The 22,197-nt window shown below is 59.6% G+C and carries 20 protein-coding genes; 13 read left to right on the forward strand and 7 right to left on the reverse strand.

What is annotated here, in order from left to right; all coding sequences use genetic code 11:
- Nucleotides 1-121 precede the first annotated feature (121 nt).
- The gene (locus tag E1573_RS15455; RefSeq protein ID WP_133215183.1) at nucleotides 122-1,648 is read left to right on the forward strand and encodes a CoA-acylating methylmalonate-semialdehyde dehydrogenase; all 1,527 of its coding nucleotides are present in this window, start codon (nucleotides 122-124) and stop codon (nucleotides 1,646-1,648) included.
- A 10-nt stretch (nucleotides 1,649-1,658) separates the two neighbouring features.
- Nucleotides 1,659-2,546 carry a 3-hydroxyisobutyrate dehydrogenase gene (gene mmsB, locus E1573_RS15460; RefSeq protein WP_133215185.1) on the forward strand — a complete coding sequence of 296 codons (888 nt, stop codon included), beginning with the start codon at nucleotides 1,659-1,661 and terminating at the stop codon, nucleotides 2,544-2,546.
- Nucleotides 2,547-2,634: 88 nt separating this feature from the next.
- Here mmsB and E1573_RS15465 read toward each other — a convergent pair whose 3' ends face one another.
- Nucleotides 2,635-2,979 carry a cupin domain-containing protein gene (locus E1573_RS15465; RefSeq protein ID WP_133215187.1) on the reverse strand — a complete coding sequence of 115 codons (345 nt, stop codon included), beginning with the start codon at nucleotides 2,977-2,979 and terminating at the stop codon, nucleotides 2,635-2,637.
- A gap of 133 nt (nucleotides 2,980-3,112) precedes the next feature.
- Nucleotides 3,113-4,045 carry a LysR family transcriptional regulator gene (locus E1573_RS15470; protein ID WP_133215189.1) on the reverse strand — a complete coding sequence of 311 codons (933 nt, stop codon included), beginning with the start codon at nucleotides 4,043-4,045 and terminating at the stop codon, nucleotides 3,113-3,115.
- Between the two features lie 77 nt (nucleotides 4,046-4,122).
- On the opposite strand from E1573_RS15470, the gene E1573_RS15475 reads away from it, so the two are divergent.
- Entirely contained in the window at nucleotides 4,123-4,887 is a 765-nt protein-coding gene (locus E1573_RS15475; protein WP_133215191.1) for a sulfite exporter TauE/SafE family protein, read from the forward strand.
- Here the strand turns inward: E1573_RS15475 and E1573_RS15480 are convergent.
- Nucleotides 4,877-5,191 carry a putative quinol monooxygenase gene (locus tag E1573_RS15480; RefSeq protein WP_133215193.1) on the reverse strand — a complete coding sequence of 105 codons (315 nt, stop codon included), beginning with the start codon at nucleotides 5,189-5,191 and terminating at the stop codon, nucleotides 4,877-4,879. The two genes, E1573_RS15475 and E1573_RS15480, sit on opposite strands and share 11 nt — an antisense overlap.
- Nucleotides 5,192-5,387: 196 nt before the next feature.
- Between E1573_RS15480 and E1573_RS15485 the strand changes: the two genes are divergently transcribed.
- The 3 genes from E1573_RS15485 (at nucleotide 5,388) to ggt (ending at nucleotide 8,727) form a co-directional block, all read left to right on the forward strand.
- On the forward strand, nucleotides 5,388-5,978 hold the full coding sequence (locus tag E1573_RS15485; RefSeq protein WP_133215195.1) for an NAD(P)H-dependent oxidoreductase: 591 nt from the start codon (nucleotides 5,388-5,390) through the stop codon (nucleotides 5,976-5,978).
- Nucleotides 5,979-6,045: 67 nt separating this feature from the next.
- Nucleotides 6,046-6,942 carry a LysR family transcriptional regulator gene (locus E1573_RS15490; RefSeq protein ID WP_133215197.1) on the forward strand — a complete coding sequence of 299 codons (897 nt, stop codon included), beginning with the start codon at nucleotides 6,046-6,048 and terminating at the stop codon, nucleotides 6,940-6,942.
- Nucleotides 6,943-7,059: 117 nt separating this feature from the next.
- Nucleotides 7,060-8,727, forward strand: coding sequence for a gamma-glutamyltransferase (ggt, locus tag E1573_RS15495; protein ID WP_133215199.1), 1,668 nt, complete (start codon nucleotides 7,060-7,062; stop codon nucleotides 8,725-8,727).
- A gap of 71 nt (nucleotides 8,728-8,798) precedes the next feature.
- Here ggt and E1573_RS15500 read toward each other — a convergent pair whose 3' ends face one another.
- Both E1573_RS15500 and E1573_RS15505 read right to left on the reverse strand, forming a co-directional pair.
- Entirely contained in the window at nucleotides 8,799-10,718 is a 1,920-nt protein-coding gene (locus tag E1573_RS15500) for a methyl-accepting chemotaxis protein (RefSeq protein ID WP_133215201.1), read from the reverse strand.
- Nucleotides 10,719-10,918: 200 nt separating this feature from the next.
- Nucleotides 10,919-11,800, reverse strand: a complete 882-nt coding sequence (locus E1573_RS15505) for a neutral zinc metallopeptidase (protein ID WP_133215203.1) — start codon at nucleotides 11,798-11,800, stop codon at nucleotides 10,919-10,921.
- Nucleotides 11,801-12,000: 200 nt separating this feature from the next.
- On the opposite strand from E1573_RS15505, the gene pcaH reads away from it, so the two are divergent.
- Together pcaH and pcaG are read left to right on the forward strand one after the other, a co-directional pair.
- Complete coding sequence (gene pcaH / locus E1573_RS15510; protein WP_133215205.1) at nucleotides 12,001-12,720, forward strand: protocatechuate 3,4-dioxygenase subunit beta; 720 nt, start codon at nucleotides 12,001-12,003, stop codon at nucleotides 12,718-12,720.
- 10 nt (nucleotides 12,721-12,730) lie between these two features.
- Nucleotides 12,731-13,336 (forward strand): protocatechuate 3,4-dioxygenase subunit alpha, encoded by a 606-nt coding sequence (gene pcaG / locus E1573_RS15515; RefSeq protein ID WP_133215207.1) that lies wholly within the window; start codon nucleotides 12,731-12,733, stop codon nucleotides 13,334-13,336.
- A 62-nt stretch (nucleotides 13,337-13,398) separates the two neighbouring features.
- Here pcaG and E1573_RS15520 read toward each other — a convergent pair whose 3' ends face one another.
- Complete coding sequence (locus tag E1573_RS15520) at nucleotides 13,399-15,117, reverse strand: FAD-dependent oxidoreductase (RefSeq protein ID WP_133215209.1); 1,719 nt, start codon at nucleotides 15,115-15,117, stop codon at nucleotides 13,399-13,401.
- Nucleotides 15,118-15,293: 176 nt separating this feature from the next.
- On the opposite strand from E1573_RS15520, the gene E1573_RS15525 reads away from it, so the two are divergent.
- The 3 genes from E1573_RS15525 to E1573_RS15535 all read left to right on the forward strand — a co-directional run bounded on the left by E1573_RS15525 (nucleotide 15,294) and on the right by E1573_RS15535 (nucleotide 17,882).
- Nucleotides 15,294-16,070 carry an IclR family transcriptional regulator gene (locus tag E1573_RS15525; protein ID WP_133215211.1) on the forward strand — a complete coding sequence of 259 codons (777 nt, stop codon included), beginning with the start codon at nucleotides 15,294-15,296 and terminating at the stop codon, nucleotides 16,068-16,070.
- Between the two features lie 102 nt (nucleotides 16,071-16,172).
- The gene (locus tag E1573_RS15530) at nucleotides 16,173-16,988 is read left to right on the forward strand and encodes a sugar phosphate isomerase/epimerase (protein ID WP_133215213.1); all 816 of its coding nucleotides are present in this window, start codon (nucleotides 16,173-16,175) and stop codon (nucleotides 16,986-16,988) included.
- A 15-nt stretch (nucleotides 16,989-17,003) separates the two neighbouring features.
- Entirely contained in the window at nucleotides 17,004-17,882 is an 879-nt protein-coding gene (locus E1573_RS15535) for a DMT family transporter (RefSeq protein WP_133215215.1), read from the forward strand.
- Here E1573_RS15535 and E1573_RS15540 read toward each other — a convergent pair.
- Complete coding sequence (locus E1573_RS15540) at nucleotides 17,879-19,219, reverse strand: MFS transporter (RefSeq protein WP_133215217.1); 1,341 nt, start codon at nucleotides 19,217-19,219, stop codon at nucleotides 17,879-17,881. The two genes, E1573_RS15535 and E1573_RS15540, sit on opposite strands and share 4 nt — an antisense overlap.
- Before the next feature lie 301 nt (nucleotides 19,220-19,520).
- On the opposite strand from E1573_RS15540, the gene quiC reads away from it, so the two are divergent.
- Nucleotides 19,521-21,425, forward strand: coding sequence for a 3-dehydroshikimate dehydratase QuiC (quiC, locus tag E1573_RS15545; RefSeq protein ID WP_133215219.1), 1,905 nt, complete (start codon nucleotides 19,521-19,523; stop codon nucleotides 21,423-21,425).
- Between the two features lie 77 nt (nucleotides 21,426-21,502).
- Nucleotides 21,503-22,171: a TetR/AcrR family transcriptional regulator gene (locus E1573_RS15550; RefSeq protein ID WP_133215221.1), complete on the forward strand. Its 669-nt coding sequence runs from the start codon at nucleotides 21,503-21,505 to the stop codon at nucleotides 22,169-22,171.
- The last annotated feature ends 26 nt before the right edge of the window (nucleotides 22,172-22,197 follow it).

Genomic DNA, 22,197 nt, shown 5'->3' on the forward strand with positions numbered 1-22,197 from the left:
TGTGCGTTCTTATAGGATCTTTGCACATCTATACTCCAAATCAGCCCCTATACCCAAGCGTCCGTCGCGACTGATTCGGCGGCGTCGATCTCTCCCTAACAACAATTTCAGGAGAACGCACATGAACGCATCCCTTACTCCCGATCAGACCAAGGTCGAGCAGGTCAAGCTGCTGATCGACGGCCAGTGGGTCGAGTCGAAAACCAGCGAATGGCGTGATGTGGTCAATCCGGCCACCCAGCAAGTGCTGGCGCGTGTGCCGTTCGCCACTGCCGAAGAAGTCGATGCCGCCATCGCCGCCGGTCAACGTGCCTTCAAAACCTGGCGCGATACTCCGATTGGCGCGCGCATGCGCATTATGCTCAAGCTGCAAGCGCTGATCCGTGAGCACTCCAAGCGCATTGCCGTGGTGCTCAGCGCCGAGCAGGGCAAAACCATTGCTGACGCCGAAGGTGATATTTTCCGCGGCCTGGAAGTGGTTGAGCATGCCTGCAGCATTGGCAGCCTGCAGATGGGCGAATTTGCCGAGAACGTCGCCGGTGGTGTCGATACCTACACCCTGCGTCAACCGATCGGTGTATGCGCCGGTATCACCCCGTTCAACTTCCCGGCGATGATCCCGCTGTGGATGTTCCCGATGGCCATCGTGTGCGGTAACACCTTCGTGCTCAAGCCATCCGAGCAGGACCCGCTGTCGACCATGATGTTGGTGGAACTGGCAATGGAAGCCGGTGTACCCGCTGGCGTGCTGAACGTGGTCCATGGTGGCAAGCAGGTGGTTGATGCCCTGTGCACGCACACTGATATCAAAGCTATTTCCTTCGTCGGTTCGACCGAAGTGGGCACCCACGTTTACAACCTTGCCGGCCAGCACGGTAAGCGTGTGCAGTCGATGATGGGTGCGAAGAACCACGCTGTGGTGCTGCCGGACGCCAACCGTACGCAAACCCTTAACGCCTTGGTCGGCGCCGGTTTCGGGGCTGCGGGTCAGCGTTGCATGGCCACCTCGGTGGCGGTGCTGGTGGGCAAGGCACGTGAGTGGCTGCCTGAACTGAAAGAGCTGGCAGCCAACCTCAAGGTCAACGCCGGTAGCGAACCGGGCACGGATGTCGGCCCGCTGATTTCCAAGCGTGCCAAGGAGCGCGTACTGGGCCTGATCGAAAGCGGCATCAAGGAAGGCGCCAAGCTTGAACTCGATGGCCGCGACGTGAGCGTGCCAGGCTACGAGCAAGGCAACTTCGTGGGCCCGACCCTGTTCTCCGGGGTGACCACCGATATGCAGATTTACACCCAGGAAATTTTCGGCCCGGTGCTGGTGGTGCTGGAAGTCGATACCCTCGATGAGGCGATTGCCCTAGTCAACCGTAATCCCTTCGGTAACGGCACTGGCCTGTTTACCCAAAGCGGTGCGGCGGCGCGCAAATTCCAGAACGAAATCGATGTTGGCCAGGTCGGTATCAACATCCCGATTCCGGTACCGGTGCCGTTCTTCAGCTTCACAGGTTCGCGTGGCTCGAAACTGGGTGACCTCGGCCCGTACGGCAAGCAAGTGGTGCAGTTCTACACTCAGACCAAGACCGTCACCAGCCGCTGGTTTGACGACGACAGCGTCAACGACGGTGTGAACACCACCATCAGCCTGCGCTAAGGAGTTCAACATGCGTATCGCATTTATCGGCCTGGGTAATATGGGTGCGCCAATGGCGCGTAACCTGATCAAGGCCGGGCATCAACTGAACCTGTTCGACCTGAACAAAGCGGTGCTGGCGGAATTGGCCGAGTTGGGCGGGCAGATCAGCAGCTCGCCGCGTGATGCCGCGCAGCAGAGCGAGCTGGTGATCACCATGCTGCCGGCCGCTGCCCATGTGCGCGGTGTTTACCTGGGCGAAGACGGTGTATTGGCCGGTGTGCGTGCCGGCACGCCGGTGGTCGATTGCAGCACCATCGACCCGCAGACCGCCCGTGAAGTTTCGGCCGCAGCGGCCAAACAGGGCGTAGACCTGGCTGATGCACCGGTATCCGGCGGTACCGGTGGCGCAGCGGCGGGTACCCTGACCTTCATGGTTGGTGCCAGCGATGAGTTGTTTGCCACACTGCAACCGGTGCTGGCGCAGATGGGCCGCAACATTGTGCATTGCGGCGCGGTGGGCACCGGGCAGATCGCCAAGATCTGCAACAACCTGCTGCTGGGCATCTCGATGATCGGCGTGTCCGAGGCCATGGCCCTGGGTAACGCCCTGGGCATCGACACCAAAGTGCTGGCGGGCATCATCAACAGTTCTACCGGGCGTTGCTGGAGCTCGGACACCTACAACCCTTGGCCGGGCATCATCGAAACGGCACCGGCGTCGCGCGGCTATACCGGTGGATTTGGTGCCGAGCTGATGCTCAAGGACTTGGGCTTGGCCACTGAAGCGGCGCGTCAGGCGCATCAACCCGTGATTCTCGGTGCCGTGGCACAACAGCTGTATCAGGCCATGAGCCTGCGTGGTGATGGCGGCAAGGACTTCTCGGCGATTGTCGAGGGTTACCGTAAACCAGAGTAAGAGGCGGACTCGGTGGGAGCGTGCTTGCCCCGCGAAGCGATGTGTCTGACACACCGCAATCGCGGGGCAAGCCCGCTCCCACAGAACGTCAGGCGAAGACGAAGTATTTGCGTACGGTCTCTACGACTTCCCAGGTACCTTTCATGCCCGGTTCAATCACGAACACGTCGCCTGCTTTCAGATGGATCGGCTGCTCGCCTTCCGGGGTGATTACGCAGTAGCCGTCGAGGAAATGACAGTATTCCCACTTTTCGTAATTCACTTCGAATTTGCCCGGTGTGCAGATCCAGGTACCCATGATTTTGCTGCCGTCTTCAGACAGGTAGGCGTTGAGGTTCACGGTATGTGGGTCGCCGCCAATGCGTTTCCATTTGGTCGCGTTGAGTACTGGGGTAGGGCAGGTATCACGTAGTACGGTGATGAAGTCGGACATGTCAGCTCCAAAGGATTGGGTGAGAGGCCTGTCACCATAGGGCCGATCTGGCGGGAGGACTTGTCTGGGCCCGACGTCGAGCGCTCAAAAGCCGTACCCATACTTTTGTGGGAACAGGCTTTCCCTGTGATAGCTATCCGCTAGTCACATCGTTTCGCGGGGTAAGCCCGTTCCTATCTTCAGGCGTGGCGCTCAAATGTTGTACCAATGCCTGGCCATGACCGGGCAAGCTAGAAAAATCACGGGCGCACAGTAGCAACTGACGTTTGGCCCAACTGTCCTCCAGTGCCACGCTATGCAACGCCAGCACACCCTGCCAGCGACGCACTGCTGCCAGTGGAACGACACCCAGCCCGGCACCGTGGGCCACCATGCGGATGGCTCCGTCAAAACTCTCCGCCCTGACCCTCACTTGCATACGCCTCCCGAGGTGCAAGGCCTGTTGCTCCAGGTGCAGTGCTAGTGCGCTGTCAGTCGACAGGCCGACGAAGCCATGCTCCAGGGTGTCGGCAAAACGCAGTTCAGTGCGCGCCGCCATGGGATGAGTCGGCGGCATGATCAGCACCAGAGGGTCGTCGCGAAAAGGCAGCGTTTGCAGGTGCTCGTGGCTGGCAGCGGTGGAGATGATGCCAAGATCTGCCGCGCCTTGGGTAATGGCCTGGACGATGCGCAGGCTCGGCAGTTCCTGAACGTCGAGGGTGATGGCAGGGTAGGCAGCAAGAAAGCTGGCGAGCCGTTCCGGCAAGTATTCGCTCAGCGCTGCGGTGTTACACAGCAGTCGTATCTGACCTTGCAAACCTTGCGCGTACTGCGCCAGATCGAACTGCAAGCGCTCGACTTGCTGGCCGATCAAGCGCGCATGTTGCAGCAACGCCTGGCCCGCAGAAGTGGCTTGCACGCCACGGCGATTACGTTCCAGTAAGGGCGTACCAAGAGACGCTTCCATGGCCCGAATGCGTGCACTGGCGGCTGGTAGCGACAAGTGGCTGCGTTGAGCGCCAGCGGTGATGTTGCCGCACTCCAGCGTGTGCTGGAACAGTTGCAGATCAATCAGATCGAAATGCATGTGCCTCTGCCTGAGCAATAGTCTGGCTCAGTATATGGCAGATTTTCAGCGGCTCCTATCGCAGGCAGGATGGGGCCATGACGACCTTATTCGGCTTTTATCAGACACTCGGCCCAGCACTGTCAGTGTTGGTGGTATTCACGTTTCTGCTGGCTGGGATGGTAAAGGGGGTTATTGGCCTGGGCCTGCCAACCATTGCCATGGGCTTGCTGGGGCTGGCTATGCCACCGGCACAGGCTGCGGCGTTATTGATCGTACCTTCGACACTGACCAACCTCTGGCAATTAACGGCGGGCGGTCATTTGCCACCTTTGCTGCGGCGTCTGTGGCCGATGCTGGCGATGATCTTCGTCGGCACGCTGGTAGGCAGTGCTGGGCTGGGCATCAACAGCGGCGCGTGGGCGGTACATGCACTGGGGGCTGCCTTGCTGGCCTACTCGTTGTATGGCTTGTGCGGGCGAGGCATGTGCATGCCCTCGACCTGGGAGCACGTACTGGGGCCGTTGTGCGGGTTTTGCACCGGCGTGGTCACTGCGGTCACCGGGGTGTTCGTAATTCCGGCTGTGCCGTATCTACAGAGTCTGGGGTTGAGCCGTGACGAGCTGGTACAAGCCTTGGGCCTGTCCTTCACCGTGTCGACCCTTGCGCTGGCGCTGGGCCTGGCTGGGCAAGATGCGCTGAGTACCGAGGCGCTGGGTGCATCACTGTTGGTGCTGGCGCCGGCCCTGCTGGGCATGCTCGCTGGCCAGTGGTTGCGCCAGCGCATCAGTGCCGTACTGTTCAAGCGTTGCTTCTTCGTCGGCCTGGCACTGCTCGGCGCGCACCTGCTGCTTAACGGCTAGCCGAAGAGGGGCTGAGCATGTCGATCAGCTGGATATCAAAGTCGCGTTCCAGGTAGTCCATACGTTGTTCGAAGAATGCCTGCATGTGCGGTAGCGCGGAGTGTTCGTCCAGCGCGGCCTTGCTGGCCCAGATCTCGTAGAACACAAACAGGCTTGGGTCTTCCTTGTCACGCAGCATGTGGTACTCGATGCAACCGGGCTCGGCACGGCTCGGTTCTACGTAGGCACGAAACAAGGTTTCGAACGCTTCGGCTTTTTCCGGGCGGGTCTTGGCTTTGAGAATGAAGCCGTAGGGTTCGCTCATGAGGTTGACCTCTGGTGGAAGATGAGCTGATTTTATTTCAACAATGTACTTGTGATTCGTGCTTTTCAGTCAAAAGTATTTTGCGCCGCCGACGGTTTTTCCAGCGCTTTGCTTTGCCTAATCTGCCGCCATTCCAATTCACCGAGCCGGGCCGTTCCAGACAGCGCCGCGGATCGAACGACAGATGAGGCACGTGATGAAAAAAGTTCTGCTGCTCAATGGCGGTAAAAAGTTCGCCCACTCCGATGGCCGTTTGAACGAGACGCTGCACGAGGCCGCTCTGGCGTTTCTTGATCGCGCCGGTTTCGATATCAAGACCACCTACATCGATGGCGGTTACGACAACGCCGAAGAAGTGCAGAAAATTCTCTGGGCCGACGTGATCATCTATCAGATGCCAGGTTGGTGGATGGGCGCTCCCTGGACCGTCAAACAGTACCTGGACGAAGTGTTCACCGCCGGTCACGGTAGCCTGTACGCTAACGACGGCCGTACCCGTTCCGATGCTTCGCAAAAGTACGGCAGCGGCGGTTTGATCCACGGTAAACAGTACATGCTCTCGCTCACCTGGAACGCACCGCAGCAGGCGTTCGATGACCCCAGCGATTTCTTCGAAGGTAAAGGTGTGGATGCGGTGTATTTCCCGTTCCACAAGGCCAACGAGTTCCTCGGCATGAGCGCACTGCCTACCTACCTGGCCGTCGATGTGATGAAACGCCCGAATGTCGAAGCCGCCGTGGCTGCCTACGAGCAACACCTGGCCCGGGTTTTCCAGATCCCGGCCTGATGGGGCCTTGCGCTGGCCTTGGTAAGCGGCTATCTATCACGGCTGTTGCTCAACCCGGGGTGCAGTCGTGAAAGCCAGGTCTGATGAATTGCAGGTGTTCGTTTCGGTGATCGAGTGCGGCTCGATTTCCGCCGCCGCCGAGCTGAGTGAGCAAACGCCGTCGGCGATCAGTCGCACGCTGTCGCGGCTGGAGGCCAAGCTCGGTACCACGTTGATCAACCGAACCACGCGGCGTATGGACCTGACCGAAGAAGGGCGATTTTTCTTCGAGCGGGCCAAGTCGATTCTGCAGCAAATGGATGACCTTGAAGAGCACCTCTCGGCGCATCATCAAACCCCTTCAGGCCGCCTGCGGATCAATGCGGCCTTGCCGTTCATGTTGCATGCCATCGTGCCGTGGGTCGGCGAGTTTCGCACGTTGTACCCGCAGATCCAGCTAGAGCTCAATACCAGTGACTTGATCATCGACTTGATCGAACAAAGCACCGATGTTGCCATTCGAATTGGCGAGTTGGCGGACTCCAGCCTGCATGCCCGCTCTCTGGGTTGCAGCCCCTTGAACCTGTTGGCCAGCCCAGAGTATCTGGCGCGGCATGGCACGCCCGAGCGCGTCGAAGACTTGCAAGCGCATTCGCTGTTGGGTTTTACCCAGACCGAAACCCTCAATCACTGGCCGTTACGCCATGCCGAAGGTGATCGCTTGCTGATCCGCCCCAGCGTCTCGGCCTCCAGCGGCGAGACACTGCGCGAACTGGTGCTGGCCGGTGAAGGCATCGCCTGCCTGTCGCATTTCATGACCCATGAAGATATCCGTAGCGGGCGCCTGCAGGTGGTGTTGCCCGAGCACAACAGCGGTTATCGCCAGCCGATCAACGCGGTGTATTACCGCAACTCGCAGCTTGCCCTGCGCATTCAGTGTTTCCTTGATTTCATCCAGCGCAAGTTGGCGGTGTACGCCTGCTGAGCGTTCGGCTTGCGACAAAACCTTTCTGCAAACGGCGAACTTTTCTGAGGTGTTTGATTAGTTTTCACACATAAGCCTTAATGGCTGTTCAACGAAAACAACACCAAGGAAGCTCTCATGCGCGTTGTGATGTTCCGATCCCTGGCCCTGAGTGCCGCGATTATCGCCAGCTCATCGGCTTACGCCGTGACATTGGACGGTGGCGCGGTGGCTGCACCCGATCAATATGGTGCACAGGTAGCCGCTGAAATCCTCAAGAAAGGTGGTAACGCGGTAGACGCCGCAGTCGCCACTGCCTTCACCTTGGCCGTGACCTACCCTGAAGCCGGCAACATTGGTGGCGGTGGGTTCATGACCTTGTACATGGACGGCAAGCCTTACTTCCTCGATTACCGTGAAGTGGCGCCTAAAGCTGCCAGCCGCAATATGTACCTGGATGAAAAGGGCGAAATTATCGAAAACCTGAGCTTGGTCGGTGCACGCGCCGCGGGTGTCCCAGGTACGGTGATGGGCTTGTGGGAGGCGCATCAAAAGTTCGGCAAGTTGCCGTGGGCTGAGCTGATCACCCCGGCAGTGGGTTACGCGAAAAACGGCTTCAAGATTGCCGCCAAGCAGTACCAATACCGTGAAGATGCCTTGGGCCTGTTCAAGGACAGCACCAACTTCAACGACTACTTCGGCACCATGAAAGTGGGTGAGACCTTCAAGCAGCCAGAGCTGGCGCAAACTCTGGAGCGCATTGCCGACAAGGGCGTCAGTGAGTTCTACCAAGGTAAAACCGCCGACCTGCTGGTTGCGCAGATGCAGGCTGACAAAGGCCTGATCAGCAAAGACGACCTCAAGGATTACAAAGCGGTATGGCGTGAGCCGATGGGCATCGAGTGGCGCGGCAACATGGTCTATACCGCACCGTTGCCAAGCTCGGGCGGAGTTGCCCTGGCACAGCTGCTGGGCATCAAGGAAAACCGAGCGGCCGACTTCAAGGGTGTTGAGCTGAACTCGGCGCGCTACATTCACCTGCTGGCGGAAATCGAGAAACGTGTGTTCGCTGACCGTGCCGACTACCTGGGTGACCCGGCGTTCTCCAAGGTGCCGGTGGATAAGTTGATCGCCAAGGACTACATCGCCAAGCGTGCGCAAGAGGTCAACCCGAACGCGATCTCCGAAACCGAAAAAGTGCGCCCGGGCCTGGAACCACACCAGACCACGCACTTCTCTATCGTTGACAAGCAAGGTAACGCGGTCAGCAACACCTATACCTTGAACTGGGACTACGGCAGCGGTGTAGTGGTTAAAGGTGCGGGCTTCCTGCTCAACGACGAGATGGACGACTTCAGTTCCAAGCCAGGTGTGGCTAACGCCTTTGGTGTGGTCGGGGGCGATGCCAACGCCATCGAGCCAGGCAAGCGCATGCTGTCGTCCATGGCCCCGACCCTGGTGACCCGCGATGGTCAGGTCACTCTGGTGTTGGGTACTCCAGGTGGTTCGCGGATCTTCACCTCGATTTTCCAGGTGCTGAACGGCCTGTACGACTACAACCTGCCACTGGAAAAAGCCGTGGCGGCGCAGCGCGTGCATCATCAGTTGCTGCCTAAAGACACCATTTACTTCGACGCTTATGCGCCGCTGACCGGCAAGGTCGCTGATGAGCTGAAGAAGATGGGCTACACCCTTGAGGATCAGGGCTGGGAAATGGGCGATATCCAGGCCATTCGCGTGAACGGTACGGCGCTGGAGACGGCTTCTGACCCACGCGGACGTGGAGTTGGGCAAGTCGTTAAGTAAGCGGTGAATCTGTCGCGGGGCAAGCCCGCTCCTACCGAAGTCTGTAGGAGCGGGCTTGCCCCGCGATGCTTTTAAACGCGGAAGTGGCTGACCAGCGTCTGCAACTGATTACCCAACCGCGCCAACTCAACGCTGGAGGCCGCCGTTTCATCGCTGGCCGCCGCCGTCTGCTCCGAAACATCACGAACATTAACGATGCTGCGGCTGATCTGCTCCGCCACAGCGCTCTGCTGTTCAGCAGCGGCAGCGATCTGTTGGTTCATCGACTGGATGTTCGACACTGTGCGGGTGATGCTTTCCAGCGAAGCCCCGGCTTTGCGTGTCAGCTCGACACTGCTGTCGGTCAGGTTGCGGCTGCCGAGCATCACATGGGCAACCTGCTGGGTCCCGCTTTGCAGGCCAGCGACCAGCTCTTCAATCTCTTCGGTCGATTTTTGCGTGCGTTGGGCCAGGCCGCGCACTTCGTCGGCCACCACCGCAAAGCCACGCCCGGCTTCACCGGCACGGGCTGCCTCGATGGCGGCGTTCAAGGCCAGCAGGTTGGTCTGTTCGGCCACCGATTTGATCACGTCCATGACGCTTCCGATCTTCTGGCTTTCCTGTTGCAGCAGGGCCATGGCTTCGGTGGAACGGTGCACTTCACCGGCCAAACGTTCGATCTGGCCAATCGCCTCGGCAACCACCTGATCACCGGCCCGCGCTTGTGCATCCGCGTCTGTGGCGGCGGAGGAGGCATGCTCGGCATTGCGCGCAACTTCTTGCACGGTCGCGGCCATTTCGTGCATGGCGGTGGCAACTTGATCGGTCTCGACTTTCTGGCTGTTGACCCCGGCGCTGGTTTCTTCGGTGACGGCAGACAGCTCTTCGGCGGCGCTGGCGATCTGCGTGACGCCATCGCGGATACCGCTGATCAGGTCGCGCAGGGTCGCGCCCATGCGTTGAATACCTTGCTGCAGCACACCCAGTTCGTCGCGACGAGTGATATGCATGTTGTGGGTGAGGTCACCGCTGGCGATGCGCTCAACCACGGCGAGGGTTTCGCGCAACGGGCGAGTAATCTGGCGGGTGATGATTACTGCTGCCAGCACGCCGACCAGCAAGGCCAGGAGGGTAGCGGTGATTTGCAGGGTACGGGCCTGGGCGCTTTCGTTGTCGCGGCGTTCAATCTGGAGGCTGTACAGCGCCTTGCTGATCTTGACGATAGTCGCGCCTTGCACAGTCATTTCCTGGCGAGCTACGGCAACTTCGGCCGTGGCATCGCGGAACTGGCGTACCGCGTCACGGTAGGCCAGTACGGCACTTTCAAACTGTTGAATGCGTGCCGCTTCGCCCGGCATCTGCCGGTTCAGGCTGACAATTTCGGCCAGGGCGGCATCGAGCTGACGCAGTGCCATTTGTTCGGTTTCGCTACTGATATCCGCGATGTAGCTGCGTACGGCCAAACGCACTTGGAACAGTTGTTCCTTGGCCTGAGTGATGGTGCGGAACTGATCCAGGCGGCTGGCATCGGACTCGGGCAAGGCGAGGATGTCGCGGTTGATGGCCTCGACCAGTTCGATGGCGCGTGCAGCGGCCAGGTTCATCGAGTCGCGCGCGGCAAGGCTGCTTTTGTAGCCCGCGCGCATCTTGTTGATCGAAATCTGGTACTCACTGATGGTCTGGCCCAGTTCCTGGAGCAACTTGACGTTCTCTGGGCTCTTGAAGCTTTTAAGCAGCTTTTGCTGCTGTTCACTGAAGGCATTCAGTTTGACCTGGACATTACCGGCAGCGGCATCATCGCCGTTGGTCAGCATGTACTGAAGGCGGGTAACACGCAGTTCGGCCAGGTCGCTGTTGAGTTGGGTGATGTCGCTCATCCAGTTACTGCGATCAATCAGCCCACCCAAGCTGTTCCAGCTGGTCAAGGCCAGCAGGCTGGTGAGCAGCAGCACCAGGCCGAAGCCTAAGCCGAGTTTGAGGTTAAGGCTGATATTGGCAAACCATCTATTCATGTAATCCCTCCAGGAACGTTGTGCTTCTTGATCCATATCGCTGGAAGGTTGTTGTTTTTGATGGCCAGCCGATGCTTTGAGCAAGGTGTATCGGCCAGTTACGGCGGAGCTGAAACGCTTTTTCAGCAAAAATTTACGAGGGAGGTTTCCGGGTATTTCCGCGGCAGCGGCGAGCGCTGCCACGGATCAAAAGCGAGGGTTTACAACGCGCGGCTAGTGAAGGTGTCGCACTGGTTGATGTCGCCTTTGGCGAACCCGGTTTTGAACCAACGAACGCGCTGTTGCGAGGTGCCATGGGTGAACGAGTCGGGGACGACACGACCCTGGCCTTGCTGTTGCAGACGGTCATCGCCAATAGCATTGGCGGCGTTCAGGGCTTCTTCGATATCGCCCGGCTCAAGCCAGTTCAGGCGCTGTTGCGCTTGGTAGGCCCAGACACCCGCCAGACAGTCGGCTTGCAGCTCTTGGCGAACCAGCAGGCCGTTGTCGCCCTCCATACGTTCGCCACGCTGGCGCGCCGCCTGAACCTTGGCTGATACGCCTAGCAAGGTCTGCACATGGTGACCGACTTCGTGGGCAATCACATAGGCCTGAGCGAAATCGCCCGCTGCGGCAAAACGCTGCTCCATTTCGCGGAAGAAGCTCATGTCCAGGTACACCTTCTGGTCGGCCGGGCAATAGAAGGGGCCCACTGCCGACGAGGCGAAGCCGCAGGCTGAGTTGATCTGACCGCTGAACAGGATCAAGGTCGGGTCTTTGTATTGACGGCCAGCCTGAGCGAAGATCGCCCGCCAAGTGTCTTCGGTATCGCCAAGGATTGAGGCAACGAATTGGGACTGTTCATCGTTGGCCGGGGGGGCTTTGCTGGTGCCTGTGCTGACCGGCGCGCTGGTCTGGCCCATCTGCCCGGTCAATTGGCCGAGGATCTGCAACGGGTCTTGTCCGGTTATCCAGCCAATGCCGACGATCAGCAGGATTGCCCCGATGCTCAGGCCTTTGCCACCGCCGAAGCGCATGCCGCCACCACCCTCGCCACGGGCATCGACCACATTGTCGCTACGCCTGCCTTTTCGCCATTGCATGAGTGCTCTCCAGAGCTTGGAAACATGAGCTCAAAGATTAGTTCACCGGGCGTCACTACGTCAGACTACTGCAGCTTTCATAACCATTTGGTTATCTGTGCGGGGGCTATTTTCAATGTTCTCCTGCGCCAACATATCGGAAACTGCAAGCTCGCCTGCCACGTTCAGGTGTTCCAATAATTCCAAGACAGGAGAACGGCATGTCTGTGCAAGACAATAGTCGCTTCGCTATCCGTGATCGTAACTGGCACCCGAAGGCCTTCACGCCGGATTACAAAACTTCCATTGCCCGTTCGCCGCGTCAGGCGCTGGTGAGCATTCCTCAGTCGATCAGCGAAAGCACAGGGCCGGACTTCTCACATCTGAAGTTTGGCCAGCATGATCATGACCTGTTGCTCAACTTCAACCACGGCGGGTTGCCGATCGGTGAGCGGATCATTATTGCCGGTCGTGTGTGCGACCAGTACGGCAAGCCGATCCCGCATACCCTGGTGGAAATCTGGCAAGCCAACGCCGGTGGCCGTTACCGCCACAAGAATGACCGCTACCTGGCGCCGCTGGACCCGAACTTCGGTGGCGTTGGCCGCGCCCTGACCGACAGTGAAGGTTACTACAGCTTCCGCACCATCAAACCGGGCCCGTACCCGTGGCGCAATGGTCCGAATGACTGGCGCCCTGCGCATGTGCATGTGTCGATCAGCGGCCCGTCGATTGCGACCCGACTGATTACTCAGCTGTATTTCGAAGGTGATCCACTGATCCCTATGTGCCCGATCGTCAAATCGATTGCCAACCCGGATGCGGTGCAAAGCCTGATCGCACGTCTGGACATGAGCAACGCCAACCCGATGGATTGCCTGGCGTACCGCTTCGACATCGTATTGCGCGGTCAGCGCAAGACTCACTTCGAAAACTGCTGAGGAGGTGCCCATGCCTATTCAATTGCTGCCGGAAACGCCTTCGCAGACCGCAGGCCCCTACGTACACATCGGCCTGGCCCTGGAGGCTGCCGGCAACCCGACCCGCGACCAGGAAATCTGGAATTGCATGGCCCGCGCGGACGCACCGGGTGAGCACATTCTGGTGTTCGGCAATGTCTATGACGGCAACGGCCACCTGGTCCGGGACTCGTTCCTGGAGTTCTGGCAAGCCGACCACAATGGCCAGTACCACGGTAACTTCGACCTGGAACAGCCCTTCAACAGCTTTGGCCGTACCGCCACCACTTTTGATGCTGGTGAGTGGTCATTGCACACCATCAAGCCGGGCGTCGTGCGTAATGCCGCGGGCGTGCCAATGGCGCCGCACATCAACATCAGCCTGTTTGCCCGTGGTATCAACATTCACCTGCACACACGGTTGTACTTCGCTGACGAGGCTCAGGCCAATGCCCAGTGCCCGGTGCTCAACCTGATCGAGCAGCCGCAGCGGCGCGAGACCCTGGTGGCGACCCGCTGTGAAGTGGACGGTAAGTTGGCCTATCGCTTTGATATCCGTATTCAGGGTGAAGGTGAGACGGTGTTCTTCGACTTCTGATTGGGGTTGAGTTTGTCGCGGGGCAAGCCCGCTCCCACAGTGGGAGCGGGCTTGCCCCGCGATCATTCGTATTCGGTTACTCCGGCAATGTGCCGCCCAGCGATGTAGCCAAAAGTCGCCGCTGGCCCCAGGTTGATCCCGCCCGCCGGGTAGAACCCGCCCATGATGCTAGCCATGTCAGTACCCACCGCGTACAAGCCGCCGATGGGCTGGCGCTGGCTGTCCAGAACCTGAGCATGTTCGTTGGTTTTGAGCCCGGCGAAGGTACCAAAACAGCCGGGCTCGACTTTCACCGCATAGAAAGGCCCTTGCTCAATCGGCGCAACGCAAGGGTTCGGGCCATGCAGGGCATCACCCTGTTTACGGTTGTAAAGGGTGGAGCCGCGTCCGAACAGTGGGTCTTCACCGTTGCGAGCATGTCGGTTGTACTCGGCAAGCGTGGCCGACAATCCTTGCGGGTCAATACCACATGCAGTAGCCAACGCTTCAATGGTGTGACCGGTCTTCAAGTAGCCCGAGCGTATGAACGGCTGGACGGGCAACGGAAACGGCCGGGACATGCCAAGGCCATAGCGACGTTGAAAGGCGTGGCTGCAGATCAACCAGGATTCAACCTTTTCGCCGGGCGCCTGGGCGACCATGGCGCTGACATAGTCGTAGTAGCCATCGGCTTCGTTGACGAAGCGTTTACCGTTGGCCAATACCCCGATGATGCCGGGCTTACCGCGCTCGATAATGTGCGGGAAGTGCCCGGTGCTGCCGTCTTGATGGGAAATCCGCGAGACGGGTGCCCAGGCCACCGGGCTGTGCAGATCGTCCGCAACCTGGCCGCCAGCACTTTCTCCAAGACGCAGGCCATCACCATTGGCGCCCAGCGGCGGTAGGGCCAAGTGTTCGTGGCCGGTAGGCGTTCGTGGGAACAGCGCTTTGCGCCGCTCAATGTCGTTGGCAAAGCCACCGGCAGCCAGAACCACGGCTTTGCGTGCATAAATACTGACAGTTCCACGCGCACTCTCGACCACAGCGCCGGTGACCCGGCCTTGTTCCTGCAGCAACCGCTTGGCCGGTGCCGACTCCCACAGCAATACGCCAAGGTCTTGCGCTGATTTGGCCAGGCGCGCCACCAACGCCACGCCGTTCACCAACTGCATTGCCCGACCGTGCAGAGCCAGGTCAAGCAGGTGGCGGCAGAACCGTCTGCTCACATGCAGCAAGGAGCGCCATGAGCGCGTCAGGGTGAGGAACGCGGTCAGGTCTTTACCAGCCATGATCGGCATTCCCATGAACGAGGTCTCGCGCATGGTCTTGCGCAGGCGCTTGAGCAGCTTTGCGTCTTTGCGTGCGTCATAGGGCGCGGCAATCACCGAGCGTCCACCGGTCCCGGCGCCCGGAGTTCGCCCATGGATATCGGCGATGCCGTTGCCATCGGAAAACTGCAAGGCGGTATGGCGCTCGAAGAACGACACCATGCGTGGCGCTGCCTCAAGGAAGGCATCGATCAGGGGGGCGTCAAAGCGTTCGCCCAATTCGTGTTGCAGGTAAGTGCGCGGCTGTGAACGATCCTCGATGATGCCGGCCCGCTGTGCCAAGGGATTGCATGGCACCCACATCCAGCCACCAGACCAGGCCGTGGCGCCACCGAACACTGCATCCTTTTCCACGACGATGACTTTCTGCCCATGCCATGCCGCAGTCACCGCCGCCGACAAACCGGCCGCACCGGAACCGATGACCAGTACATCGCAATCCACGCGTGACGACGTGGGGGAATCGATAGCCATGGGCAGCCTCTCCTCGAACAATGGTTTTGTTATATTCTGGAACTAGATTCCGAATTCTAAAGATCGAAGCGCTGATCATCCAAGCACTCAAGCAATAAAGTGGGCGAAGATCGGACAGTGTTTTGCGCTTTGCTCGTGGCTCTTTAGAATCGGCACACTTTTCAAGGACCGTGACCATGGCCGGCAGTCAGATCGAACGTGCGTTCAGCCTTCTCGAACGCCTCACCAGCGAACCCCGTGGCCTGCCGATGCAGACCCTGGCTGAAGAGTTGGACATCCCCAAGAGCGCTACCCACCGCATGCTCGCCGAGCTGATGCGGCTGGGCTATGTACGGCAAAACCCTGAGAGCCAGCGCTACCACCTGAGTACGCGCCTGGTGGCCATGGGGTTCCGTTACCTGGGCAGCAGTGGTGCAGATATCGTCCAGCCGATCCTTGATCGCTTGGCGCAGCAAAGCGGCGAACTGGTGCGCCTGGGGGTGATCGATGGCGACCGCCAGACCTGGATTGCCAAGGCTCAGGGCGCTCGCTCAGGCCTGCGTTACGACCCGGACATGGGACGCGATGCGCCGTTGTTCTACACCGCTTCCGGGCATGCCTGGCTGTCGAGCCTGAGCGATGCCCAAGCCTTGCTGCTGGTCGAGCGCCAGGGTATCGCCGAGCCTGAGGCGTTCGGCCCCAATGCGCCGCGTTCCAATGCCGAACTGCTCGAGCGCCTGCGCCTGGCGCGTGAGCATGGGTATGCCTGGGTCATCGAAAGCTCGGCGGTCGGCACCTCGGCACTGGCCGCTGTGGTGCGTAACCCGGTGGATGGCCATGCGGTAGGCGTGCTGAGTATTGCCGGGCCCAGCGCACGCATGAGCGAGGCGCGTCTGCATGAACTTGCACCGATCCTGTTGGCCGCCGCTGCAGAGTTGTCGGCGGCAAGCCCCGCATCCGAACTATTCACCTAACACAGTAGGAGCGGGCTTGCCCCGCGATGCTTTCTTTTTTGCTTGCGCTGAAAGTGGAACCTAGTTCTAAATAACCGGACACCACTCTCAGAGATCCGAACAATGAGTCAACGCGTGATGTCCCTCGCTGCCCTGACAGTGCTCGAGCTGTCGCCCGTGGAAATGGTCGAAGTCGCTGCTCGTGCGGGTTACAGCCATGTCGGCCTGCGCCTTGAGCCGGCCACGCCAGAGGAACATCATTTCCCGTTGGTGACCGATGCCGGGTTGCGCCGGCAAACGGCTGCACGCCTGCGTGATACCGGCATCAAAGTGCTCGATGTGGAAATCCTGCGGCTGAAACCAGACACCTGTGTCGCTGACTTTGAAGCCTTGCTGGCGGTGGGCGCTGAGTTCGGTGCCAGTGAGCTGCTGGTGGCCGGCAATGACCCAGACGAGCAACGCCTGAGCGAGCGCTTTGCCGCGCTGTGTGATCTGGCCGGGCAATACGGTTTGCACCCGCACCTTGAGTTCATGCCCTGGACCGATGCGAAGAACCTCGGCCAAGCCTTGCGTATTGTCGAGCAGGCCGGGCGTGACAATGGCTGTGTGTTGGTCGATGCCTTCCATTTCGACCGCTCGGCATCGTCGCTGGAAGACTTGCGCAAGGTTGCACCGTCGCGCCTGCGTTATGCTCAATTGTGCGACGTGGCAGGGCCACGGCCCGATGACATGGCCGAGATCTTGCGTCAGGCGCGCAATGAACGGCGTTTTCCGGGGGACGGTGATTGTGACTTGCCAGGGCTGCTGAGCAGCCTGCCGCCTTCAATACCCCTGAGCCTGGAGATTCCTACCCGGCAGTTGTATGAGCAAGGAATCAGTGCCCTGCAACGGGCACAAATGGCCCTGGAAAAGACCCACCAGCTGCTTGTGCAGCACTGACCGCGAGCCGACTACATGCCCCGTTCTACTGCGCTCAACGATGCCAGCCAGCCATTGCGGGGCATTCTGTTGGTGGTGCTGGCGACGTTCCTGTTTGCCAGCCACGACGCTTTGTCCAAGTACTTGGCCGGGTTCTATCCGATACTCTGGGTGGTCTGGGCCCGTTACTTGGTACACACCCTGCTGATGATGGCGATCTTTCTGCCACAGTCCGGGTTGCGGGTGCTGCGCACGCGTCGCCCAGGGTTGCAGGCTTTGCGCGCCCTGTGCCTGTTGGGTACCAGCCTGTTGTTCACCACGGCCTTGCAGTACATCCCACTTGCTGAAGCCACCGCCGTCAACTTCCTCGCGCCCTTGTTGGTGACGGCGTTGTCGCTGCCGCTGCTGGGGGAGAAAGTCACGCGTGGGCAATGGGTGGCGGTGCTGGTGAGTTTCGTCGGGGTGACTGTGATCATTCACCCAGGCGGCGCGCTGTTCACGCCTGCAGTGCTGCTGCCGTTTGGTTCGGCATTGTGTTTCTGCTTCTACCAACTGCTGACACGCAAGCTCAGTGGTGTCGATAGTCCGACCACCAGCAATTTCTTTACCGGAGTACTCAATACCTTGGTGATGAGCGCGATTGTGCCGATGTTCTGGCAGACGCCGAGTTTCATCCATGGATTGATGGCGGTGGCGCTTGGCACCTGTGGAATGACCGCACACCTGTTTCTGACCCAGGCCTTCCGCCACGCGCCGCCGGCCATGCTGGCACCGTTCAGCTACTGTCAGATCGTGTTTGCCGGGTTGCTTGGCCTGGTGCTGTTCGGACACAGCCCGGACTTGGCCGGGCTGGTGGGGATTGCATTGATCTGTCTGAGCGGGTTGGGTGCTGCCTGGTTACAGCGGAAGCCTTAACCCTCGACTTTCGGCACCTTGCGTGGCGCCATCAGGTACATCCAGGTCAGGGCGATGAAGTAGGTCGCCGGGATCAGGGTGAACAGCAGGGTGTAGTTGTTATTGGTGGTGGTCAGGATGTAGCCCACCAACTGAGTCATGAACATCCCACCGATGGCAGCGCACATGCCGCCAAAGCCGAACACCGTACTCATCATGTGCTTGGGCGTGTAGTCCATCACCAGGCTCCAGATGTTGGCAGTCCAGGCTTGGTGTGCAGCGATTGCCAGAGAGATGGCCAGCACCGCCACCCACAGGCTGCTGGCGCCTGCGGCAAAGATCACACCGATGATAGTGATTGCAAACATCAGCATCGACAGCAGGCGTGCCTTGACCGGTGCCATGCCGCGGCCAATCAGAAACGAAGACAGGATGCCACCACCGACGCTACCGAAGTCGGCGCTGATATAGATAACGATCAGTGGAATACCCATCTGGGTGACGCTGATGCCGAGGCTGTATTGCTGGTTGAGGAACGGCGGCAGCCAGTACAGGTAGAACCAGAACACCGGCGCGGTGATGGAGTACGCGAGGGCGAAGGCCCAGGTGCCGCGCATGCGCAAGATGCGTGAGAACGGTACGCGGGTCTGCTCAGGCTCCACTTCGCTTTGCACGTAGGCCAATTCTTCCTTGCTGACGGTTGGATGATCTTCCGGGTTGAAATACTTCAAGCCCCAGAACAGCACCCACACCAGGCCCAGTGCGGCCATGCCCATGAACGCGGCCTGCCAGCCCCAGACGGTGAGGATCAATGGCAGCAGCATTGGCGTAAACATCGCTCCGACGTTGGTGCCGGCGTTGAAGATGCCGGTGGCCACGGCACGTTCGCCGGCCGGGAACCACAGGCGGGTGGTCTTGACGCACGCGGGGTAGTTGGCCGCTTCGGTCAGGCCAAGAATGAAGCGACAGACCATAAAGCCCACCGCCGAGGTGGCCAGGCCATGGGCGCCGGTCGCCAGGCTCCAGAGCAGCACGGCGCAGAAGAACACCCGCTTGACGCCGATGCGGTCGATCAACCGGCCCTGAAGGACGAAGCCAATGGCATAGCCGACCTGGAACCAGAAGTTGATGTTGGCGTAATCCATCGCCGTCCAGCTCATTTCCTTGGCCAGAATCGGCTGCATGACGCCCAGGGCGGCACGGTCGATGTAGTTCAGGGTGGTGGCGAAAAACACCAGGGCCAACATGACCCAACGGGTCTTGCCGACCGCCATGGCGCCACGGATTTTATCGCCGATACCGGCATGCGGGGTGCTGGCAAGCGGTTGGGCTATGCGGGTGCTGTGCGAATGGATCATGGGAGGGGTACCCGTATTTTTATGTTTATGGGTCAAGCATGGGTAATGCAACGCAAAGGACGCCGGGGTGTTCGGCTGTCGTTTGAATGGCAGGTGTCGAAGCGCTTTTGGCGTGTCGAAGGTTTCTGCCCGGTGTCGAAATGGTGCGCCTGTGGTCAAAAAAGGGTCAATTCACAGAATGCTATTTTGGGCGATAACCGAACACAAAACTAACCAGTTAGTACCTTTTTGATTGAGCAAAAAGTGTACACCGCCAATAATCGCAGCATCCGGGTTTTGCCTACCCATCGGAGCCATAAAAATGCAGCGTTCGATTGCCACCGTGTCCTTGAGCGGTACCTTGCCTGAAAAACTCGAAGCCATTGCTGCCGCAGGCTTCGACGGCGTCGAGATCTTCGAGAATGACTTGCTCTACTACGCCGGCAGCCCGCGGGAAATTCGCCAGCGCTGCGCTGACCTAGGCCTGGCAATTACCTTGTTTCAGCCGTTTCGTGACTTCGAAGGCTGTCGCCGTGACCGGTTGGCACGCAACCTGGACCGCGCCGAGCGCAAGTTCGACCTGATGCAGGAGTTGGGCACCGATCTGGTGCTGGTGTGCAGCAATGTGGCGGCTGATTCGCTGGGCGAGCACCAGGTACTGGTCGACGACTTGCGCCTGCTGGCCGAACGGGCCGGAGCCCGCGATTTGCGCATCGGTTATGAGGCGTTGGCCTGGGGTCGACACGTGAACACCTGGCAGCAAGTCTGGGACATCGTTCAGGCAGCGAATCATCCCAGCCTGGGGATGATTCTCGACAGTTTCCATACCCTTTCGCTCAAGGGCGACCCCAGCGCCATTGCTCAGGTGCCGGGCGATAAGATCTTCTTTGTGCAAATGGCCGACGCACCGCTGCTGGCTATGGATGTGCTGGAGTGGAGCCGACATTTTCGCTGCTTCCCGGGGCAGGGCGAATTCGATCTGGCGGGCTTCCTCGCACCGATTCTGGCCAGTGGTTATCGCGGGCCGTTGTCGCTGGAAATCTTCAACGATGGATTCCGCGCCGCGCCACCGCGGGCCAACGCTGCCGATGGTCTGCGCTCGTTGCTGTACCTTGAAGAGAAGACTCGTCAACGTCTTGAACAGCAAGTTGAGTTGCCTGGCGATCTGTTGTTTACGCCACCGGCAGCCAGTGTTTACGATGGCATCGAGTTTCTCGAGTTTGCCGTGGATGATGCGCTCGGCGCCAAGCTGGGCAACTGGCTGGAGCGTTTGGGCTTCAGCCGGGTCGGCACTCATCGCTCAAAGAGTGTCAGTTTGCTGCGCCAAGGCGATATCAACCTGATTCTCAATGCAGAGCCTTATTCGTTTGCCCACAACTTTTTTGAGAGCCATGGCCCGTCTCTGTGCGCCACAGCCATTCGGGTCAAGGACAGCGCCCAAGCGCTGGCACGGGCGGTGGCTTATCAGGGCCAGCCTTATCGTGGCCTGGTCGGGCCGAACGAGCGTGAGCTGGCGGCTGTGCGGGCGCCGGATGGCAGCCTGATTTATCTGGTGGATCAGGACGCTGAGGGGCGGACGATCTACGACACCGACTTCAGCCTGGTGCAAAGCGCAGGTAACAGCCTGGGGCTCAAGCGCATTGACCACATGGCCCTGGCCTTGCCAGCCGATGGACTCGACAGCTGGGCACTGTTTTACAAGAGCGTGCTGGACTTCACCGCCGATGATGAGGTGGTGCTGCCCGACCCCTATGGCCTGGTGAAGAGCCGGGCGTTGCGCAGTCGTTGCAGCTCGATCCGTTTGCCGCTGAATATTTCGGAAAACCGAAACACCGCAATTGCGCATGCGCTGTCGCACTACCGTGGCTCGGGTGTGCACCACATTGCCTTCGACTGCGACGACATCTTCAGCGCTGTGAAGCAGGCCAAGGAAGCGGGCGTGGCGTTACTCGACATCCCGCTCAACTATTACGATGACCTGGCTGCACGTTTTGATTTCGATGACGAGTTCCTCAGCGAACTGGCGTACTACAACGTGCTCTATGACCGTGATGCACAGGGCGGTGAGTTGTTTCACGTGTACACCGAACCGTTCGAGGAGCGGTTTTTCTTCGAAGTCTTGCAACGGCGCAACGGCTACAGCGGTTATGGTGCCGCCAACGTCGCTGTACGCCTGGCGGCAATGGCCAAGGCGCGGGCAGGCTCACCGGTGCAAGCCCGTTTATAGGGGAGGGGGCAGCAGGCTTTCTTCCTTATCCGCCGGGGCTCATAATCACCGGGTTAACTGTTGGCCACGAGTCCCGTATGACCACTATTCCAGCACTCTGCCCGACCCCTGAAGCGGGGGCGCGCAAGGGGCGCAAAAACAATCCGGAAAAGACCCGCGAGAACATTCTCCAGGCGGCAATCAGCGAATTCGTCCAGCAAGGGCTGGCGGGTGCCCGGGTCGATGCTATTGCCGAGCGCACCCAGACTTCCAAGCGCATGATCTACTACTACTTCAACAGCAAGGAGCAGTTGTATGTCGAGGTGCTGGAAAAGCTTTACGGCGACATCCGCAACACCGAAAGCAGCTTGCACCTAGCCGAGCTGGAACCACGCCAGGGGATTCGCCGACTGATCGAGTTCACCTTCGATCACCATGACCGCAACGTCGATTTCGTGCGTATCGTCTGCAACGAAAACATGCACCACGGTGAGTATGTGAAGCGCTCTGCGGCGATTCGCTCGATGAACAAAACCGTGCTCATCGCGCTGGACGAAATTTTGCGCCGCGGTGCCGCCGAGGGAGTTTTCCGCCAAGGCCTGGAGGCCTTGGATGTGCACCTGTTGATCAGTTCGTTCTGCTTCTATCGAGTATCGAACCGCAACACCTTTGGTGAGATCTTTCAGGTCAATTTCGAAGATGCAGAACTGAAGGCGCGCCATCGCGAGATGATCTGCGAGTCGGTGCTGCGCTTCCTGCAAGCCTGAATCGCGGGGCAAGCCCGCTCCCACGG

This window comes from Pseudomonas sp. H9 (genome assembly GCF_004353925.1).
Classification (GTDB): Bacteria; Pseudomonadota; Gammaproteobacteria; order Pseudomonadales; family Pseudomonadaceae; genus Aquipseudomonas.

Bases quoted from the DNA above. Each gene is read 5' to 3' on its own strand.
- E1573_RS15455 (WP_133215183.1), top strand. From the start codon at position 122: ATGAACGCATCCCTTACTCCCGATCAGACCAAGGTCGAGCAGGTCAAG.
- mmsB (WP_133215185.1), top strand. From the start codon at position 1,659: ATGCGTATCGCATTTATCGGCCTGGGTAATATGGGTGCGCCAATGGCG.
- E1573_RS15465 (WP_133215187.1), bottom strand. From the start codon at position 2,979: ATGTCCGACTTCATCACCGTACTACGTGATACCTGCCCTACCCCAGTA.
- E1573_RS15470 (WP_133215189.1), bottom strand. From the start codon at position 4,045: ATGCATTTCGATCTGATTGATCTGCAACTGTTCCAGCACACGCTGGAG.
- E1573_RS15475 (WP_133215191.1), top strand. From the start codon at position 4,123: ATGACGACCTTATTCGGCTTTTATCAGACACTCGGCCCAGCACTGTCA.
- E1573_RS15480 (WP_133215193.1), bottom strand. From the start codon at position 5,191: ATGAGCGAACCCTACGGCTTCATTCTCAAAGCCAAGACCCGCCCGGAA.
- E1573_RS15485 (WP_133215195.1), top strand. From the start codon at position 5,388: ATGAAAAAAGTTCTGCTGCTCAATGGCGGTAAAAAGTTCGCCCACTCC.
- ggt (WP_133215199.1), top strand. From the start codon at position 7,060: ATGCGCGTTGTGATGTTCCGATCCCTGGCCCTGAGTGCCGCGATTATC.
- E1573_RS15500 (WP_133215201.1), bottom strand. From the start codon at position 10,718: ATGAATAGATGGTTTGCCAATATCAGCCTTAACCTCAAACTCGGCTTA.
- E1573_RS15505 (WP_133215203.1), bottom strand. From the start codon at position 11,800: ATGCAATGGCGAAAAGGCAGGCGTAGCGACAATGTGGTCGATGCCCGT.
- pcaH (WP_133215205.1), top strand. From the start codon at position 12,001: ATGTCTGTGCAAGACAATAGTCGCTTCGCTATCCGTGATCGTAACTGG.
- pcaG (WP_133215207.1), top strand. From the start codon at position 12,731: ATGCCTATTCAATTGCTGCCGGAAACGCCTTCGCAGACCGCAGGCCCC.
- E1573_RS15520 (WP_133215209.1), bottom strand. From the start codon at position 15,117: ATGGCTATCGATTCCCCCACGTCGTCACGCGTGGATTGCGATGTACTG.
- E1573_RS15525 (WP_133215211.1), top strand. From the start codon at position 15,294: ATGGCCGGCAGTCAGATCGAACGTGCGTTCAGCCTTCTCGAACGCCTC.
- E1573_RS15530 (WP_133215213.1), top strand. From the start codon at position 16,173: ATGAGTCAACGCGTGATGTCCCTCGCTGCCCTGACAGTGCTCGAGCTG.
- E1573_RS15535 (WP_133215215.1), top strand. From the start codon at position 17,004: ATGCCCCGTTCTACTGCGCTCAACGATGCCAGCCAGCCATTGCGGGGC.
- E1573_RS15540 (WP_133215217.1), bottom strand. From the start codon at position 19,219: ATGATCCATTCGCACAGCACCCGCATAGCCCAACCGCTTGCCAGCACC.
- quiC (WP_133215219.1), top strand. From the start codon at position 19,521: ATGCAGCGTTCGATTGCCACCGTGTCCTTGAGCGGTACCTTGCCTGAA.
- E1573_RS15550 (WP_133215221.1), top strand. From the start codon at position 21,503: ATGACCACTATTCCAGCACTCTGCCCGACCCCTGAAGCGGGGGCGCGC.